The following is a 15,731-nucleotide window of genomic DNA, read 5'->3' on the forward strand; positions in this document are numbered from 1 at the left end:
CGTTCCCATGCCGAACACGGAAGTTAAGCTCTTCAGCGCCGATGGTAGTCGGGGGTTTCCCCCTGTGAGAGTAGGACGCCGCCAAGCAAGGTAAAACCCAGCTCATTGAGCTGGGTTTTTTGTTTATCAACAATGAAGAAGAAATTGTAAAGCGTATTTCGGGAATTTGTTTTCAGTCACTAATAAAAACTGCTGAATTAGTACGTAATCATCACTTATATGCTGGGTTAACAGCTCATACCACCACTCCGTCTCATATCTCGCAATCATCCCTATGTTGTACAAAATTAAATAATGAATGGCCATTTCAGGAAGTCTCAGAAATTGCTCCCTTTGAGAAGGGATATAATATTGATTCTTTCCCATGTCATATAACAAACTGATTGATGTGCATGGCTTCGTGTCTTGCGGTGAAATGTCAAACTGCAGCTCGTGTTCATTTTTCTTTGTAAACGACCATTGAAAATGATGGGACATATATTCGGCAAATCTTGAATCAGACATTTTATAATTGATGACCGCCTCCTCTGGTACAGAAATCCTGTCCTTATCCTTTTCTACTTTTGTCATAAAACGTTCTTTCTGCTGAAAATAGAAAGCATCACTTAGTTCTGGAATCGCCATCAGTAGTTTTTTCATGGTATATCTTTCATCTATAATATCGGATTGTCCGAATAAGTGTTTCATGAAGTGTATGCATAGGCCGTTTCGTTGTATTTTTACTTCATCGTCGCCAAAACAATAATTCTGTTTCTTTCGCTTTCTTGTTGTTACGCCGTGTGCCAGTACTGATGCATGGCTTGGATAATGAGGATCCCGTGTAATTAGACATGCCTTGATAAGCTGTGCCATTCCGTAAAATAAAAGAATCGGCTTGATTTCTAAAGGGGAAGATGAGGCTTGTTTATAAAACGATTCAGCATGCTTTAAGAAATAAATAAACCGTTCACTGTTTTTGAAAGCGTTTTTTTTCGCTTCATCAATGCCGTTTAAAATATAAGTTTTCTCTAGAAATTTCTGGGTTGATTCAACGGAGTAAAATAGCGCTAAGTCTTTCCACTTATGATATGTCATATGTATTTCTTTATCCTTTCCGTTATCTAAATATTTCAACTCTTTTCCGCTTCCTTGACATGCTCTTGGCTAGTTGATAATCTACATATAATATTTTGCCGAAAAGAGGGGGATTTACTAATGTGGGAAAGTAAATTTTCAAAAGAAGGCTTAACGTTCGACGATGTGCTGCTTCTGCCAGCTAAGTCAGAGGTACTTCCGCGTGATGTGGATTTATCTGTAGAACTAACAAAAACGTTAAAGCTGAATATTCCTGTCATCAGCGCAGGTATGGACACTGTAACAGAATCAGCAATGGCAATTGCAATGGCTAGACAGGGCGGCTTGGGCATCATTCATAAAAACATGTCCATTGAACAACAGGCTGAACAAGTTGATAAAGTAAAGCGTTCTGAACGCGGCGTTATCACAAATCCCTTCTTTTTAACTCCTGATCACCAAGTATTTGATGCGGAGCACTTGATGGGGAAATACAGAATTTCCGGTGTTCCGATTGTAGATAACGAAGAAGACCAAAAGCTTGTCGGAATTATTACAAACCGTGATCTTCGTTTTATTTCTGACTACTCAATGAAAATCAGCGATGTCATGACGAAAGAAGAGCTTGTTACTGCACCTGTAGGAACGACTCTTGATGAAGCTGAAAAGATTTTGCAGAAACATAAAATTGAAAAGCTTCCTCTCGTTGATGACCAGAATAAATTAAAAGGTCTAATCACAATCAAAGACATTGAAAAAGTCATTGAGTTCCCGAACTCATCTAAAGACGTTCACGGCCGTCTGATCGTTGGCGCGGCAGTTGGTGTAACCGGCGACACAATGACTCGCGTCAAAAAGCTTGTCGAAGCTAATGTCGATGTTATAGTTATTGATACAGCTCACGGACATTCTCAAGGCGTATTAAACACAGTAACAAAAATCCGTGAAACATATCCCGAATTAAACATTATTGCTGGAAACGTTGCAACAGCTGAAGCGACGAGAGCGCTTATCGAGGCTGGAGTAGATGTTGTCAAAGTTGGAATCGGACCTGGTTCAATTTGTACAACACGCGTGGTAGCAGGTGTGGGTGTTCCGCAAATTACAGCAATTTATGATTGTGCGTCTGAAGCAAGAATGCATGGCAAAACAATCATCGCAGACGGTGGAATTAAATTCTCTGGTGATATCACGAAAGCATTGGCAGCCGGTGGACATGCTGTTATGCTTGGAAGCTTGCTTGCGGGTACGTCAGAAAGTCCAGGGGAAACTGAAATCTACCAAGGCAGAAGATTTAAAGTATACCGCGGTATGGGGTCAGTTGCTGCAATGGAAAAAGGAAGTAAAGACCGTTACTTCCAAGAAGAAAACAAAAAATTCGTTCCTGAAGGAATTGAAGGACGCACACCTTACAAAGGACCAGTTGAAGAAACAGTTTATCAGCTAGTCGGCGGTCTTCGCTCCGGGATGGGATATTGCGGGTCCAAAGATCTTCACGCTTTAAGAGAAGAAGCTCAGTTCATTCGCATGACTGGCGCAGGACTTCGTGAAAGCCATCCGCATGATGTACAGATTACAAAAGAATCACCGAACTATACAATTTCATAATAAATTGTTACAAATTAAAAACATTTGACAGGGTCTCTGACTCTGTCTATTTTTTTTATACTGATTATGATAAAATTTATACTGTTGTGCGTTGAAAATGTCCTTAACGGCTTAATTATAGATAAAGAAAATGAAATACGGAGGTCGTACGATTGAACATCATGAAATGTAAACAGTTATTGATGTCATTGGTTGTATTAACACTAGCTGTCACTTGTTTGGCTCCAATGTCAAAAGCAAAAGCAGCCAGTGATCCAATTGATATCAATGCAGCAGCTGCTATTATGATCGAAGCTTCTTCAGGTAAAATTCTGTACAGTAAAAATGCAGATAAGAGACTGCCAATTGCCAGTATGACAAAAATGATGACAGAGTATCTGTTATTAGAAGCAATTGATGAAGGTAAAGTGAAATGGGACCAAACCTATACACCTGATGACTATGTGTATGAGATTTCCCAAGATAACAGCTTATCAAACGTCCCTCTTCGTAAGGACGGGAAATACACAGTAAAAGAACTATATCAAGCTACAGCAATTTATTCTGCAAATGCTGCCGCTATTGGGATTGCAGAAATCGTTGCGGGTTCTGAAACTGAATTTGTGAAAAAAATGAATGCAAAAGCGAAAGAACTTGGCTTAACAGATTACAAATTTGTTAACGCAACAGGTCTTGAAAACAAAGATCTTCACGGGCATCAGCCCGAGGGGACAAGCGCAGATGAAGAAAGTGAAGTTTCTGCTAAGGATATGGCGATTCTTGCAGATCACTTGATTACTGACTACCCTGAGGTTCTCGAGACCTCCAGTATCGCCAAAACCAAGTTCAGAGAGGGCACCGATGATGAAATGGACATGCCCAACTGGAACTTCATGCTGAAAGGGCTCGTCAGCGAGTATAAAAAAGCGACTGTAGATGGTCTGAAAACAGGTTCTACCGACTCTGCGGGTTCATGCTTCACAGGAACAGCCGAACTCAACGGAATGCGTGTCATTACTGTTGTATTGAACGCAAAGGGCAACATTCATACAGGCCGTTTCGATGAGACCAAAAAAATGTTCGATTATGCCTTCGACAATTTCTCCATGAAAGAAATGTACGCTGAAGGCGATCAAGTAAAGGGCCATAAAGAAATTTCAGTTGATAAGGGTAAAGAGAAAGAAACAGCCATTGTGACAAACAAAGCATTCTCTCTTCCTGTAAAAAATGGTGAAGAAAAGAATTACAAAGCGAAGGTCACATTAAATAAAGATACGCTAACTGCTCCTGTGAAAAAAGGAACGAAGGTTGGGCAACTGACTGCGGAATATACAGGTGATGAAAAGGATTACGGATTCCTTAACAGCAATCTGGCCGGGGTAGACCTTGTTACAAAAGAAAAAGTAGAAAAAGCAAACTGGTTTGTTCTGACAATGCGCAGTATCGGCGGATTTTTCGCCGGCATTTGGGGAAGTATTGTTGATACGGTAACCGGCTGGTTTTAATCAATTGAAAGAGCTCTGATTCATGTTAGGGCTCTTTCGCTTAATATACTGAAAAAAACCAATTTTTAATAAAAAATGATTTTCAAAGCGCTTAAAACCGAATAAAATGATATATATCCATATGAATTATTGGATTTCTAGGATACAATAAGGACTAGAAATCATATAACTATACCTTGATTAGGGGGACCAAAAAATGGCTCAAACAGGTACTGAACGTGTAAAACGCGGAATGGCAGAAATGCAAAAGGGCGGCGTCATCATGGACGTCATCAATGCGGAACAAGCGAAAATTGCTGAAGAGGCTGGAGCTGTCGCTGTAATGGCGCTGGAGCGAGTACCAGCTGATATTCGCGCGGCTGGAGGAGTTGCCCGTATGGCTGACCCTACAATCGTGGAAGAAGTAATGAATGCAGTATCTATCCCGGTAATGGCGAAAGCGCGTATCGGACATATTGTTGAAGCGCGTGTGCTTGAAGCTATGGGTGTTGACTATATTGATGAAAGTGAAGTTCTGACTCCGGCTGACGAAGAATTTCATTTGAATAAAAATGAATACAAAGTTCCTTTCGTCTGCGGCTGCCGTGATCTCGGTGAAGCAACACGCCGTATTGCTGAAGGTGCTTCTATGCTTCGTACGAAAGGTGAGCCTGGAACAGGAAATATTGTTGAGGCTGTTCGCCATATGCGCAAAGTAAACGCTCAAGTGCGTAAAGTAGTTGCGATGAGTGATGATGAACTCATGACAGAAGCGAAAAACTTAGGTGCTCCTTACGAGCTTCTCCTGCAAATTAAAAAAGACGGCAAGCTTCCTGTCGTTAACTTTGCCGCTGGCGGCGTAGCAACTCCTGCTGATGCTGCTCTCATGATGCAGCTTGGTGCTGACGGAGTATTTGTTGGCTCTGGTATTTTCAAATCAGACAATCCTGCTAAATTTGCGAAAGCCATTGTGGAAGCAACAACTCACTACACTGATTACAAATTGATCGCTGAGCTTTCTAAAGATCTTGGTACCGCAATGAAAGGGATTGAAATCTCAAACTTACTTCCAGAACAGCGTATGCAAGAACGCGGCTGGTAGGAATATAGGAGCGCTGCTGACATGTTAACAATAGGAGTACTAGGACTTCAAGGAGCAGTTAGAGAGCATATCCGTGCAATTGAAGCATGCGGCGCGGCTGGTCTTGTCGTTAAACGTCCGGAGCAGCTGAATGACATTGACGGGCTGATTTTGCCTGGTGGTGAGAGCACAACGATGCGGCGTTTGATTGATACATATCAATTCATGGAGCCGCTTCGTGAATTTGCTGCTCAAGGAAAACCGATGTTCGGGACATGCGCCGGATTAATTATATTAGCAAAAGAAATTGCTGGTTCAGATAATCCTCATTTAGGTCTTCTGAATGTGGTTGTTGAACGCAATTCGTTTGGCCGGCAGGTTGACAGTTTTGAAGCTGATTTAACAATCACAGGCCTTGACGAGCCTTTTACAGGGGTATTCATCCGCGCGCCGCATATTTTAGAAGCTGGTGAAAATGTTGAAGTTCTTTCGGAACATAATGGCCGTATTGTAGCCGCTAAACAGGATCAATTCCTAGGCTGCTCATTCCATCCGGAGCTCACAGATGATCACCGAGTGACACAGTTATTTGTTCAAATGGTAGAGGAATACAAGCAGAAAGCACTTGTATAAAACAGTTGAAAGCTGTGGAAACTTATAGTACATTATAAGCACAAATAAAGATCGAAAAGCGTTGACAGGAACTAGTAGGAAGCCTCTCTTTCCAAGAGAGCCGATGGTTGGTGTGAATCGGTGAAAGATGCTGTCTGAATCCATCCTTGAGCGAAATGCTGAAACAAGTAGGCATTTACGGGATAACCGTTATGTTTGAAAGTGGTAAACGAGTCTTTGGCTTGTTTTCAATCAGGGTGGCAACGCGAGAGCTCTCGTCCCTTTATGGGGATGAGGGCTCTTTTTATTTTCGACAAATTTTATAAAAAGGAGTGTTTCGCATGCTTGATACAAAAATGCTGAGAGCAAATTTTCAAGATATTAAAGCAAAGCTTGTACACAAAGGCGAAGACTTAACCGATTTTGATAAGTTTGAGACGCTGGACGATAGACGAAGAGAGCTTATCGGTAAAGTTGAAGAGTTAAAGGGAAAACGGAATGAAGTATCTCAGCAGGTTGCTGTGCTGAAACGTGAGAAAAAAGACGCGGATCACATCATTAAAGAAATGCGTGAAGTCGGTGAGGAGATTAAAAAGCTGGATGAAGAATTAAGAACAGTGGAATCTGAGCTTGATACCATTCTCCTTTCCATCCCAAACATTCCGCATGAGTCTGTTCCTGTAGGTGAAACAGAAGACGACAACATAGAAGTACGTCAATGGGGTGAAAAGCCTTCATTTGATTACGAGGCGAAGCCGCACTGGGATATTGCAGATGAGCTGAGTATTCTTGATTTTGAACGTGCTTCAAAAGTAACAGGAAGCCGTTTCGTTTTCTATAAAGGGTTAGGTGCCCGTCTGGAGCGTGCACTTTATAACTTTATGCTTGATCTGCATGTAGATGAGTATAACTATACTGAAGTGATTCCGCCTTATATGGTAAACCGCGCAAGCATGACAGGAACGGGCCAGCTCCCTAAATTCGAAGAGGATGCATTTAAAATCAGAGAAGAAGATTACTTCTTAATTCCGACCGCGGAAGTACCGATTACAAACATGCATCGCGATGAAATTCTTTCAGGTGACAGCCTGCCGATTAACTATGCGGCATTCAGTGCCTGCTTCCGTTCTGAAGCTGGTTCAGCAGGGCGTGATACACGCGGATTAATCCGTCAGCACCAATTTAATAAAGTTGAGCTTGTGAAGTTTGTGAAGCCTGAAGATTCTTATGAAGAATTAGAGAAGCTTACAAACCAAGCAGAACGAGTTCTTCAGCTGCTCGAGCTTCCATACCGTGTCATGAGCATGTGTACGGGTGATCTAGGTTTTACGGCGGCGAAAAAATACGATATCGAAGTTTGGATCCCAAGCCAAGACACATATCGTGAAATCTCTTCTTGCAGCAACTTCGAAGCGTTTCAGGCAAGACGTGCGAACATTCGTTTCAGACGTGAAGCGAAAGGCAAGCCTGAGCATGTACACACACTGAACGGTTCAGGTCTGGCGGTTGGAAGAACAGTTGCCGCTATCTTAGAAAATTATCAGCAGGAAGACGGAAGCGTTGTAATTCCGAAAGTGCTTCGCCCTTATATGGGGAATAAAGAAGTAATGAAACCATAAAATAATGACAAGGTGCGCCTGACAAGGTGCGCCTTTTTGCCTGTGTAAACAGAACATTTTATAAAAGTGAGAAAAAAGTTTTTGAAAATGCTTGACCATATAAGAACATTCATGATATATTAAGTCTTGTCGATACGGAGGAATACCCAAGTCCGGCTGAAGGGATCGGTCTTGAAAACCGACAGGGGTGTCAAAGCCCGCGGGGGTTCGAATCCCTCTTCCTCCGCCATATTGATTTTAATTCTAATGAAACACAAGCATATATTGGAGATTGTTTTGTCCGTTGCGTTCGTTGCAACGGATTTTTTATTATAATGAAAAAGTGAATCTCAACTGAGATTCACTTTTTTTGATTTTCATGAATAACTGCAGCAATTTGATCTACAATGTTTTCAATTGAGCTTTCGTCGTTAAGCAGATCATAATCCTCAATGCGAAGCTTTAAAACAGGGCAGGCGTTAAAACCGCTTATCCAATTTTCATAGCGTGTATGCATTTCTTCCCAATAAGACCGGCTTGTCTGAAGCTCCATTTCACGGCCCCGTTCTTCAATCCGGTTTAAAATGTTCTCCAGATCTCCTTCTAAATAGATCAATACATCAGGGTGTGGGAAATACGGTGTCATGACCATTGCTTCGAAAAGGCTTGTGTAGGTTTTATAATCAATCTTTGACATTGTCCCTTTGTCAGCGTGCATTTTCGCGAAAATTCCTGTGTCTTCATAAATAGAACGATCCTGTACAAATCCTCCGCCTGCTTCAAAAATCGTTTTCTGTTCTTTGAAGCGTTCAGCTAAGAAATAGATTTGCAGATGAAAACTCCAACGTTCAAAATCATGATAGAACTTTTCTAAGTATGGATTATGATCGACTTCCTCCAGAGAGGTTTTAAATCCAAGCCGTTTAGCCAAAGCTTTTGTTAAAGTCGATTTTCCGACACCTACTGTTCCTGCTACTGTGATAATTGAATTTTTAGGGATGTGATGGTCTTTCATACGATAAGCTCCTTTACATGGGCGGCAATGCGTTCAAAGTCGCTCTTATTCAAAACGAAGTCTTTTGAATCACCATCTATCGTTACAACTGTAAGTTCAGGATCTGCTTCCTGCAGCTGTTTGATGGCGACTTCATAATCTGCGATCAGCTGCTCCAAATAGCTTGTTTCAATTTTCTTCTCAAAGGGGCGTCCGCGTTTTTCAATGCGATGTAACAGGGTGGGCAGACTAGCCTTTATGTAAATGATGAAATTCGGCTTTTGCAGATCATCTGTTAACAGGTGATAAATCTTTTTATATTTTTCCAACTGATGTTGAGAGAGGGTGCGTTCCGCAAAAATCACATTTTTATAAATGTGATAATCAGCTATCACAGGCTGTCCCTTTTTTAAAAAGTAATCAGTGGTGTCTTCAAGCTGTTTGTATCTGTGACAAAGAAAAAACATCTCAAGCTGGAAGCTCCATTCCTCTATATTGTCATAAAACTTATCAAGGTACGGGTTATCCTCAACAATCTCATTGATCATAGGGATTTCGAGCTCTTGTGAGAGCATCGTTGCGAGGGTTGTTTTTCCTGCCCCGATAGGACCTTCTATTGCAATAAAAGGGGCTGTATTCATCGGAATCCTCCTTATTTCTGAAAAACGTTCGTCAGTTGCCGACTTTCATATTGTATCACAACCCTTGGGTGCCCCCATGAAAAAAAGACGTTTCTAAATTATCGAAACGTCTTTTTGACAATATTAAATTGATCAGACAGCAGCAGCCAGTTTTGCGGGAAGGAAAGACCCAGTTTCCAATAGCTGATGCCTCTTAAATTCAGCTCTTTAATCAGATTGAATTTTGCTTGGATCGAGCGGGCATCCTCGAACCATACCTCGTGCCTTTTGTTTTCTGCATCAGTATAGCGGAAGAAAGGCGCTTGAGCTGTTTGGTCATACTGAATGGCTGCGTTGTTTTGAGCGGCAATGACAAGGGCTTGCTGAGGGCTTATGGCTTTTGCTAGGGGTCCTCCTGCTTTATATGGCAGCGTCCAGTCATACCCATATAAATTCTGGCCCATGACAATTTTATTTGCAGGCATTTCAGTCAAAGCATATTCGATAACATCTCTAACAGGCCCGATTGGAGAAACGGCTTGAGCCGGTCCTCCGCTGTAGCCCCATTCATATGTCATGAGAACAACAAAGTCAACAATTTGGCCATGTGCCCTGTAATCATGAGCTTCGTACCATCTGCCTTGCTGTGTTGCGCTTGTTTTAGGGGCGAGCGCAGTAGAAATTTCAAAACCTTCTCGATGGAAAAGATCCCTTGCTTCACGGAGAAATTGATTATAGGCTTCTCTATCCTGAGGCCGCAAATATTCAAAGTCAAAATGAATATCATAGAACCCATATCTTCTGGCATTCTCGACTATTTCATTTAAAAGTCTTCTTTTCACAGTATTGTCGTTTAAGATGATCCGGCCGAGCTCATCGCTGAATGCCTGATTTTCAAGGTTCGTTATAATCATCATCAATGTCGTGTTTTGATTCTCTGTAATGCTTCTTAAATTCGTTAAAGGCGGGGCGACTAAGGTCCCGTCACGCTGTGCCTGAAAACTGAATGCGCCAAGGTACGTTAAGTAGGGTGACGCTTCCCGGGCCGCCTGCTGAAGATTTTCACTGATTTGATTTCCGCGTGGTTCCAGATAAGCATTTGACTCGATGTCTCGTTTAGGAATGGGTGGAATGTATAAACGGAAACCGATCTGCAGCACGGCATTTAACTGGATGCGGTTAATCCTGGCAAGCTCGGCTGCCGTTGTATTGAACCGCCGTGCGATGGATGTCAGGGTATCACCTTGTTGAACATCATAGAACTGGCCGGCTATTGGAATGACAATGGTTTGTCCGACAACAAGGCTGTCGGGATTCGGTATTTCATTCGTTTCTGCGATTTCACTTACAGTTGTTCTGTATTGTGAAGCGATAGCAGAAAGAGTGTCGCCTTGTTTCACCACATAAATTTGAATGAAAAACGCCTCCTTTCATATCGCTATCAATGTATGAAAGAAAAGCGCTGATCATGTTTATTTTTCTGTAATTTGTTTCTCTGTCGTAATTTCAGCGAAAAGAACATTCTCCATCATGGTTAAGGCAAATTCGTTGTCTTCATCACGATTTGAGGCGATGCAGTCTTTAGGAATCGTGATGCTGTATTCCCTCATGTAAGCGTCATTAGCGGTAAACAGCACGCATATGTTCCCGGCTATACCTGTTATGATAATATGCTCCACCTGCAATTCGGTAAGGAGAGTGTGAAGGGCTGTTTCGTAAAAGGCGGAATGCTTCGGCTTGATTAAAAAATAATCGGCATCTTCCGGAGCTATTTGTCTGATGATATCTTTGCTTCTTTCATTTGTGCATTCTTGCTGAATATTTTTAATATCAGCTTGCCAAAGTCCGTAATGGTCATTAATGTAAATAATCGGCCAGTCATTTTGTCTCGCATGCTCCTTTAATGATAAAATGTGAGGAACGATTTTTTCTGTTTTTTTAGCGAGGCTTTCCCCCATATCGAATTTAAAATTATTGATTATGTCTACAATGAGAAGAGCTGTGTCTGCTTTGGACAATCGACAGTCTCCTTTCCGTTTTAGTTATAGTTAATATGTAGCCTTTTTAGGCAATGAAAAAACTTTGAAAAGAGAGCTTACCCTTATGACACAAGATGAACTTTATATGAAAGAAGCAATTAAAGAAGCGAAAAAAGCTGAAGAGAAAGGTGAAGTGCCAATCGGCGCAGTGCTTGTCATGAATGATGAAATTGTATCGCGTGCACATAATTTAAGAGAGACGGAGCAGCGGTCAATCGCTCATGCGGAAATGCTTGTGATTGATGAAGCGTGTAAGACGCTGGGAACATGGCGGCTGGAGGGTGCGACCCTTTATGTGACACTTGAGCCTTGTCCGATGTGTGCCGGTGCCGTCGTGCTTTCGCGAGTGGAAAAAGTGGTATTTGGTGCATTTGACCCTAAAGGCGGCTGTTCAGGCACGCTTATGAATCTTTTACAGGAAGAACGCTTTAACCACCAGGCTGAAGTGGTGAGCGGGGTGCTTGAGGAGGAATGTGGAGAAATGCTCAGTTCGTTTTTTAGAGAACTGCGAAAAAAGAAGAAAGCTTATAGGAAAAACTTGTCTGAGTAGTCCGGTTGCAATTTTTAGGGGGAAACGATATACTTATGTATGCATCGCGATAGATGCGTGAAAAAATTTGATATTTATTTTGCCGTGCTAAGCGGGGAGGTAGCGGTGCCCTGTACCTGCAATCCGCTCTAGCAGGGCCGAACCCCTTCTCGAGGTTCGTTTACTTTAAGGTCTGCCTTAAGTAAGTGGTGTTGACGTTTGGGTCCTGCGCAATGGGAATTCATGAACCATGTCAGGTCCGGAAGGAAGCAGCATTAAGTGAAACCTCTCATGTGCCGCAGGGTTGCCTGGGCCGAGCTAACTGCTTAAGTAACGCTTAGGGTAGCGAATCGACAGAAGGTGCACGGTAAATCAATCATCAAATTTTCAGACTCACCTATTATTAGGTGAGTTTTTTGTTATGTGAAAAGAGCTTTTGGAATCGAAACAAGGTTCATGTATAATGGGATTGATGAATAACGGAGGAGGGCAAACCCGTGAGTTACCAAGCTTTATATCGAGTATTCAGGCCTCAGCGCTTTGAAGATGTGGTTGGACAAGAACACATTACAAAAACGCTGCAAAATGCCCTTTTGCAAAAAAAGTTTTCTCACGCCTATCTGTTTTCCGGGCCGAGGGGAACGGGAAAAACCAGTGCAGCCAAAATATTTGCCAAAGCTGTCAACTGTGAACATGCTCCTGTTGATGAGCCATGCAACGAATGTGCGGCCTGTAAAGGGATAACAAACGGGTCCATATCCGATGTCATAGAAATTGACGCCGCATCTAATAACGGTGTTGATGAGATTCGTGATATTCGCGATAAGGTGAAGTTTGCCCCATCGGCCGTCACATATAAGGTATATATCATAGATGAGGTACATATGCTTTCTATCGGCGCCTTTAATGCGTTACTAAAAACATTAGAAGAGCCGCCTGAACATTGTATTTTCATTTTAGCGACAACAGAACCGCACAAAATCCCTTTAACCATTATCTCAAGATGTCAGCGTTTTGATTTTAAACGAATTACATCCCAAGCGATTGTCGGGTGTATGAATAAAATTGTTGATGCCGAACAGCTGCAAGTGGAAGAAGGATCACTTGATATCATCGCGAGCGCTGCGGACGGAGGGATGAGGGATGCCCTGAGCCTTCTTGATCAGGCCGTATCATTCAGCGGCGACGAGCTCAAAGTCGATGATGCGCTTCTGATTACCGGGGCGGTTTCTCAATTAAATATAGGAAAGCTTGCACAGTCCCTGCACGACAAAAACGTTTCTGACGCACTGGAAACATTAAACGAACTGCTGCAGCAAGGGAAAGATCCGGCTAAGCTGATAGAGGATATGATTTTCTATTTCAGGGACATGCTCCTGTACAAAACAGCCCCAGGTTTAGAAGGAGTGCTCGAAAAAGTAAAAGTTGATGAAACGTTCCGGGGACTCAGCGAACACATTCCGGCGCAGGCCATATATGAAATGATTGATATTCTGAACAAGAGCCATCAGGAAATGAAATGGACAAATCATCCCCGTATCTTTTTTGAAGTGGCGGTGGTGAAGATTTGCCAAACGTCTCATCAATCAGCAGCTGACCTTCCGGAAGTCGATATGCTGATGAATAAAATTCAGCAGCTCGAGCAGGAAGTGGAGCGGCTTAAAACAACAGGCGTTAAAGCAGCTGCGGAAAGCCCGAAAAAAGAAGCGCCGCGTGTGCCAAAGGGCGGGAAATCGAATTACAAAGCGCCAGTAGGCAGAATTCATGAAATTCTGAAGGAAGCGACGAGACCGGACCTTGATCAGCTGAAAAACAGCTGGGGCAAGCTTCTTGCTCATCTCAAACAGCAAAACAAAGTTTCGCATGCGGCTTTGCTGAATGACAGTGAACCTGTGGCTGCCGCCTCAGCGGCATTTGTTCTGAAATTCAAATTTGAAATTCATTGTAAAATGGTCGCCGAGGACAACAACGGAGTCCGAACCAATCTTGAACAGATTTTAGAATCGATGCTCGGAAAAAGAATGGATTTGATTGGCGTTCCAGAAGCACAATGGGGTAAAATAAGAGAAGAATTTTTAGTGGACCATCAGCAGGAAAATGAAGGGTCAAATGAACCGGCTGAAGAAGACCCGCTTATTGCCGAGGCGAAAAAGCTTGTCGGAGCGGATTTAATTGAAATAAAAGACTAACAAAATGAAAGAGAGTGAATGCTATGCGTGGCGGAATGGGAAATATGCAAAAAATGATGAAACAAATGCAAAAAATGCAAAAGGACATGGCGAAGGCTCAAGAAGAGCTTGCAGAACAGGTTGTTGAAGGAACTGCTGGCGGCGGTATGGTTACAGTAAAAGTGAACGGCCAAAAAGAAGTCCTGGATGTTATTATCAAAGAAGAAGTCGTTGATCCCGAAGATATCGATATGCTTCAAGATTTAGTGCTTGCTGCAACGAATGAAGCTTTGAAAAAAGTTGACGAGATCACAAACGAAACAATGGGTCAATTTACAAAGGGAATGAACATGCCAGGTTTATTCTAGGGGGATAAAAGAACATGCAATATCCTGAACCAATATCAAAGCTGATTGACAGCTTTATGAAATTGCCAGGGATCGGACCGAAAACAGCGGTTCGTCTGGCTTTTTTTGTTCTAGGTATGAAAGAAGATGTGGTATTAGATTTTGCGAAAGCCTTAGTAAATGCGAAACGCAACCTGACATATTGTTCAGTTTGCGGGCATATTACAGATCAGGACCCATGCTATATTTGCGAAGATGCGCGCAGGGATAAGTCTGTTATCTGTGTTGTGCAAGACCCTAAGGATGTTATCGCTATGGAGAAAATGAAGGAATACAGCGGACAGTATCATGTTCTCCACGGCGCCATTTCTCCAATGGACGGCATCGGACCGGAGGATATTAAAATACCAGAATTGTTAAAACGATTACAGGATGATCAAGTGACAGAAGTGATTCTCGCGACAAACCCTAATATAGAAGGGGAAGCAACGGCGATGTATATATCAAGGCTCTTGAAGCCGTCTGGTATTAAGCTCTCCCGTATTGCCCACGGACTGCCCGTCGGCGGCGATTTGGAATATGCTGATGAGGTCACTCTTTCTAAAGCACTTGAAGGAAGACGTGAATTGTAAGGAGGAAAAAGCGATCCATGGGTTTTCTTCGCAAGAAAACATTGAGAAGAGAGTTTGATGAAAAACTAATTGAGCAGCTTTTTAAGCAAAAGGAAGAATGGAACAGGCAAAAAAAGCTGGTTGAAAAAAGCTTAGAACCGTCAGCTGAAGTGTTATACGAATTGAAAGTAGCTGAAGCGAAGTATTTTTTTTACTTGAGGGAAGCAAAGCGGCGAAATTTAAAAATCAGCCGGTGGAAGTAAGTGGTCTAAACTCCTGGGTCTTCTCATAAGCTTGTACTAGAACAAGCGAAGGAGATGAGAAGATTCATGGAGCCTATTTTTATTATAGGGATTATTTTAGGACTGGTTATTCTTCTTTTTTTATCAGGTTCAGCTGGAAAGCCTTTAAAGTGGATTGGCATCACAGCTGTTAAATTTGTGGCGGGCGCTTTGCTGCTGGTTTGTGTAAATATGTTTGGCGGCAGTCTTGGCATTCATGTGCCGATTAATCTTGTCACAACAGCCATCAGCGGGATTTTAGGAATACCGGGAATAGCTGCATTAGTCGTCATTAAGCAATTTATTATTTAAATGATATTATATGTTGACTTTAATAATTGAAGGTGTTATTCTAGTATACGTCGCTGATGACGAATCGCTTTTTGAAAAGAAATTATTTTAAAAAAGTTATTGACTAAAGCGACAAGAAATGTTATGATTATAAAGTCGCCTTAAGAGCGATAACAAAGTTCTTTGAAAACTAAACAAGACAAAACGTACCTGTTAATTCATTTTTTTATAAATCGCACAGCGATGTGCGTAGTCAGTCAAACTAGATCTGCACGACGCAGGTCACGCAGGTGTCACCGCAGGATGCGGTGAACTTAACCTGTGATCCATTTTATCGGAGAGTTTGATCCTGGCTCAGGACGAACGCTGGCGGCGTGCCTAATACATGCAAGTCGAGCGGACAGATGGGAGCTTGCTCCCTGATGTTAGCGGCGGA

Annotated in this window: 16 protein-coding genes, 1 tRNA gene, 2 rRNA genes, 1 other RNA gene and 1 other annotated feature; of the genes, 15 read left to right on the plus strand and 5 right to left on the minus strand. The window is 42.3% G+C overall.

Translation table 11 applies throughout. From position 1 onward, the window contains the following. Positions 1–87 (plus strand): 5S ribosomal RNA (gene rrf / locus JMN17_RS21090); the annotation flags it as partial. A 39-nt stretch (positions 88–126) separates the two neighbouring features. Here rrf and JMN17_RS21095 read toward each other — a convergent pair. Beyond that, positions 127–1,074, minus strand: a complete 948-nt coding sequence (locus tag JMN17_RS21095) for a YaaC family protein (protein ID WP_087992037.1) — start codon at positions 1,072–1,074, stop codon at positions 127–129. 120 nt (positions 1,075–1,194) lie between these two features. Here JMN17_RS21095 and guaB point away from each other — a divergent pair, with 120 nt between their 5' ends. The 6 genes from guaB to JMN17_RS21125 all read left to right on the plus strand — a co-directional run bounded on the left by guaB (position 1,195) and on the right by JMN17_RS21125 (position 7,665). Then, positions 1,195–2,661 (plus strand): IMP dehydrogenase, encoded by a 1,467-nt coding sequence (gene guaB / locus JMN17_RS21100; protein ID WP_202329175.1) that lies wholly within the window; start codon positions 1,195–1,197, stop codon positions 2,659–2,661. A gap of 152 nt (positions 2,662–2,813) precedes the next feature. Beyond that, positions 2,814–4,145 (plus strand): D-alanyl-D-alanine carboxypeptidase, encoded by a 1,332-nt coding sequence (dacA, locus tag JMN17_RS21105; RefSeq protein WP_087992035.1) that lies wholly within the window; start codon positions 2,814–2,816, stop codon positions 4,143–4,145. 196 nt (positions 4,146–4,341) lie between these two features. Next, positions 4,342–5,226 (plus strand): pyridoxal 5'-phosphate synthase lyase subunit PdxS, encoded by an 885-nt coding sequence (pdxS, locus tag JMN17_RS21110; protein ID WP_087992034.1) that lies wholly within the window; start codon positions 4,342–4,344, stop codon positions 5,224–5,226. A gap of 21 nt (positions 5,227–5,247) precedes the next feature. Beyond that, a complete protein-coding gene (pdxT, locus tag JMN17_RS21115; RefSeq protein WP_087992033.1) occupies positions 5,248–5,838 on the plus strand; it encodes a pyridoxal 5'-phosphate synthase glutaminase subunit PdxT in 591 nt (196 codons plus the stop codon). Positions 5,839–5,890: 52 nt separating this feature from the next. Beyond that, positions 5,891–6,103 (plus strand) — a binding site (T-box leader). Between the two features lie 55 nt (positions 6,104–6,158). Next, positions 6,159–7,436: a serine--tRNA ligase gene (gene serS / locus JMN17_RS21120; protein ID WP_148964524.1), complete on the plus strand. Its 1,278-nt coding sequence runs from the start codon at positions 6,159–6,161 to the stop codon at positions 7,434–7,436. A gap of 136 nt (positions 7,437–7,572) precedes the next feature. Next, positions 7,573–7,665, plus strand: a tRNA-Ser gene (locus JMN17_RS21125). A gap of 111 nt (positions 7,666–7,776) precedes the next feature. Here the strand turns inward: JMN17_RS21125 and dck are convergent. From dck to JMN17_RS21145, 4 genes are all read right to left on the minus strand, one after another. After that, on the minus strand, positions 7,777–8,430 hold the full coding sequence (gene dck / locus JMN17_RS21130; protein WP_087992031.1) for a deoxyadenosine/deoxycytidine kinase: 654 nt from the start codon (positions 8,428–8,430) through the stop codon (positions 7,777–7,779). Continuing rightward, positions 8,427–9,050 carry a deoxyguanosine kinase gene (dgk, locus tag JMN17_RS21135; protein WP_087992030.1) on the minus strand — a complete coding sequence of 208 codons (624 nt, stop codon included), beginning with the start codon at positions 9,048–9,050 and terminating at the stop codon, positions 8,427–8,429. The genes dck and dgk overlap by 4 nt, the downstream gene beginning before the upstream one ends. A gap of 98 nt (positions 9,051–9,148) precedes the next feature. Continuing rightward, positions 9,149–10,432: a LysM peptidoglycan-binding domain-containing protein gene (locus tag JMN17_RS21140; protein ID WP_087992029.1), complete on the minus strand. Its 1,284-nt coding sequence runs from the start codon at positions 10,430–10,432 to the stop codon at positions 9,149–9,151. Positions 10,433–10,501: 69 nt separating this feature from the next. Continuing rightward, on the minus strand, positions 10,502–11,047 hold the full coding sequence (locus JMN17_RS21145) for an isochorismatase family cysteine hydrolase (RefSeq protein ID WP_087992028.1): 546 nt from the start codon (positions 11,045–11,047) through the stop codon (positions 10,502–10,504). 85 nt (positions 11,048–11,132) lie between these two features. Between JMN17_RS21145 and tadA the strand changes: the two genes are divergently transcribed. The 8 genes from tadA to JMN17_RS21185 all read left to right on the plus strand — a co-directional run. Next, positions 11,133–11,618 carry a tRNA adenosine(34) deaminase TadA gene (tadA, locus tag JMN17_RS21150; protein ID WP_087992027.1) on the plus strand — a complete coding sequence of 162 codons (486 nt, stop codon included), beginning with the start codon at positions 11,133–11,135 and terminating at the stop codon, positions 11,616–11,618. A gap of 82 nt (positions 11,619–11,700) precedes the next feature. Beyond that, positions 11,701–11,965, plus strand: an RNA gene (gene ffs / locus JMN17_RS21155) — signal recognition particle sRNA large type. 129 nt (positions 11,966–12,094) lie between these two features. After that, positions 12,095–13,786, plus strand: coding sequence for a DNA polymerase III subunit gamma/tau (gene dnaX / locus JMN17_RS21160; RefSeq protein WP_202329177.1), 1,692 nt, complete (start codon positions 12,095–12,097; stop codon positions 13,784–13,786). Positions 13,787–13,809: 23 nt separating this feature from the next. Continuing rightward, positions 13,810–14,133: a YbaB/EbfC family nucleoid-associated protein gene (locus JMN17_RS21165; RefSeq protein WP_024713930.1), complete on the plus strand. Its 324-nt coding sequence runs from the start codon at positions 13,810–13,812 to the stop codon at positions 14,131–14,133. A gap of 14 nt (positions 14,134–14,147) precedes the next feature. Next, positions 14,148–14,744 (plus strand): recombination protein RecR, encoded by a 597-nt coding sequence (recR, locus tag JMN17_RS21170; protein WP_087992025.1) that lies wholly within the window; start codon positions 14,148–14,150, stop codon positions 14,742–14,744. Positions 14,745–14,761: 17 nt separating this feature from the next. After that, positions 14,762–14,986, plus strand: a complete 225-nt coding sequence (locus JMN17_RS21175; protein ID WP_202329178.1) for a YaaL family protein — start codon at positions 14,762–14,764, stop codon at positions 14,984–14,986. A 66-nt stretch (positions 14,987–15,052) separates the two neighbouring features. Then, a complete protein-coding gene (gene bofA, locus JMN17_RS21180; RefSeq protein WP_087992024.1) occupies positions 15,053–15,316 on the plus strand; it encodes a sigma-K factor-processing regulator BofA in 264 nt (87 codons plus the stop codon). Between the two features lie 310 nt (positions 15,317–15,626). Beyond that, positions 15,627–15,731, plus strand: a 16S ribosomal RNA gene (locus tag JMN17_RS21185); the annotation flags it as partial.

It is taken from the genome of Bacillus sp. RHFS10, from assembly GCF_016757475.1.
Lineage (GTDB): Bacteria > Bacillota > Bacilli > Bacillales > Bacillaceae > Bacillus > Bacillus subtilis_G.

Excerpts from the sequence above, each read along its gene's own strand:
- JMN17_RS21095 (WP_087992037.1), bottom strand. The coding sequence starts at position 1,074 with ATGACATATCATAAGTGGAAAGACTTAGCGCTATTTTACTCCGTTGAA.
- guaB (WP_202329175.1), top strand. The coding sequence starts at position 1,195 with ATGTGGGAAAGTAAATTTTCAAAAGAAGGCTTAACGTTCGACGATGTG.
- pdxS (WP_087992034.1), top strand. The coding sequence starts at position 4,342 with ATGGCTCAAACAGGTACTGAACGTGTAAAACGCGGAATGGCAGAAATG.
- pdxT (WP_087992033.1), top strand. The coding sequence starts at position 5,248 with ATGTTAACAATAGGAGTACTAGGACTTCAAGGAGCAGTTAGAGAGCAT.
- serS (WP_148964524.1), top strand. The coding sequence starts at position 6,159 with ATGCTTGATACAAAAATGCTGAGAGCAAATTTTCAAGATATTAAAGCA.
- dck (WP_087992031.1), bottom strand. The coding sequence starts at position 8,430 with ATGAAAGACCATCACATCCCTAAAAATTCAATTATCACAGTAGCAGGA.
- dgk (WP_087992030.1), bottom strand. The coding sequence starts at position 9,050 with ATGAATACAGCCCCTTTTATTGCAATAGAAGGTCCTATCGGGGCAGGA.
- tadA (WP_087992027.1), top strand. The coding sequence starts at position 11,133 with ATGACACAAGATGAACTTTATATGAAAGAAGCAATTAAAGAAGCGAAA.
- JMN17_RS21165 (WP_024713930.1), top strand. The coding sequence starts at position 13,810 with ATGCGTGGCGGAATGGGAAATATGCAAAAAATGATGAAACAAATGCAA.
- recR (WP_087992025.1), top strand. The coding sequence starts at position 14,148 with ATGCAATATCCTGAACCAATATCAAAGCTGATTGACAGCTTTATGAAA.
- JMN17_RS21175 (WP_202329178.1), top strand. The coding sequence starts at position 14,762 with ATGGGTTTTCTTCGCAAGAAAACATTGAGAAGAGAGTTTGATGAAAAA.
- bofA (WP_087992024.1), top strand. The coding sequence starts at position 15,053 with ATGGAGCCTATTTTTATTATAGGGATTATTTTAGGACTGGTTATTCTT.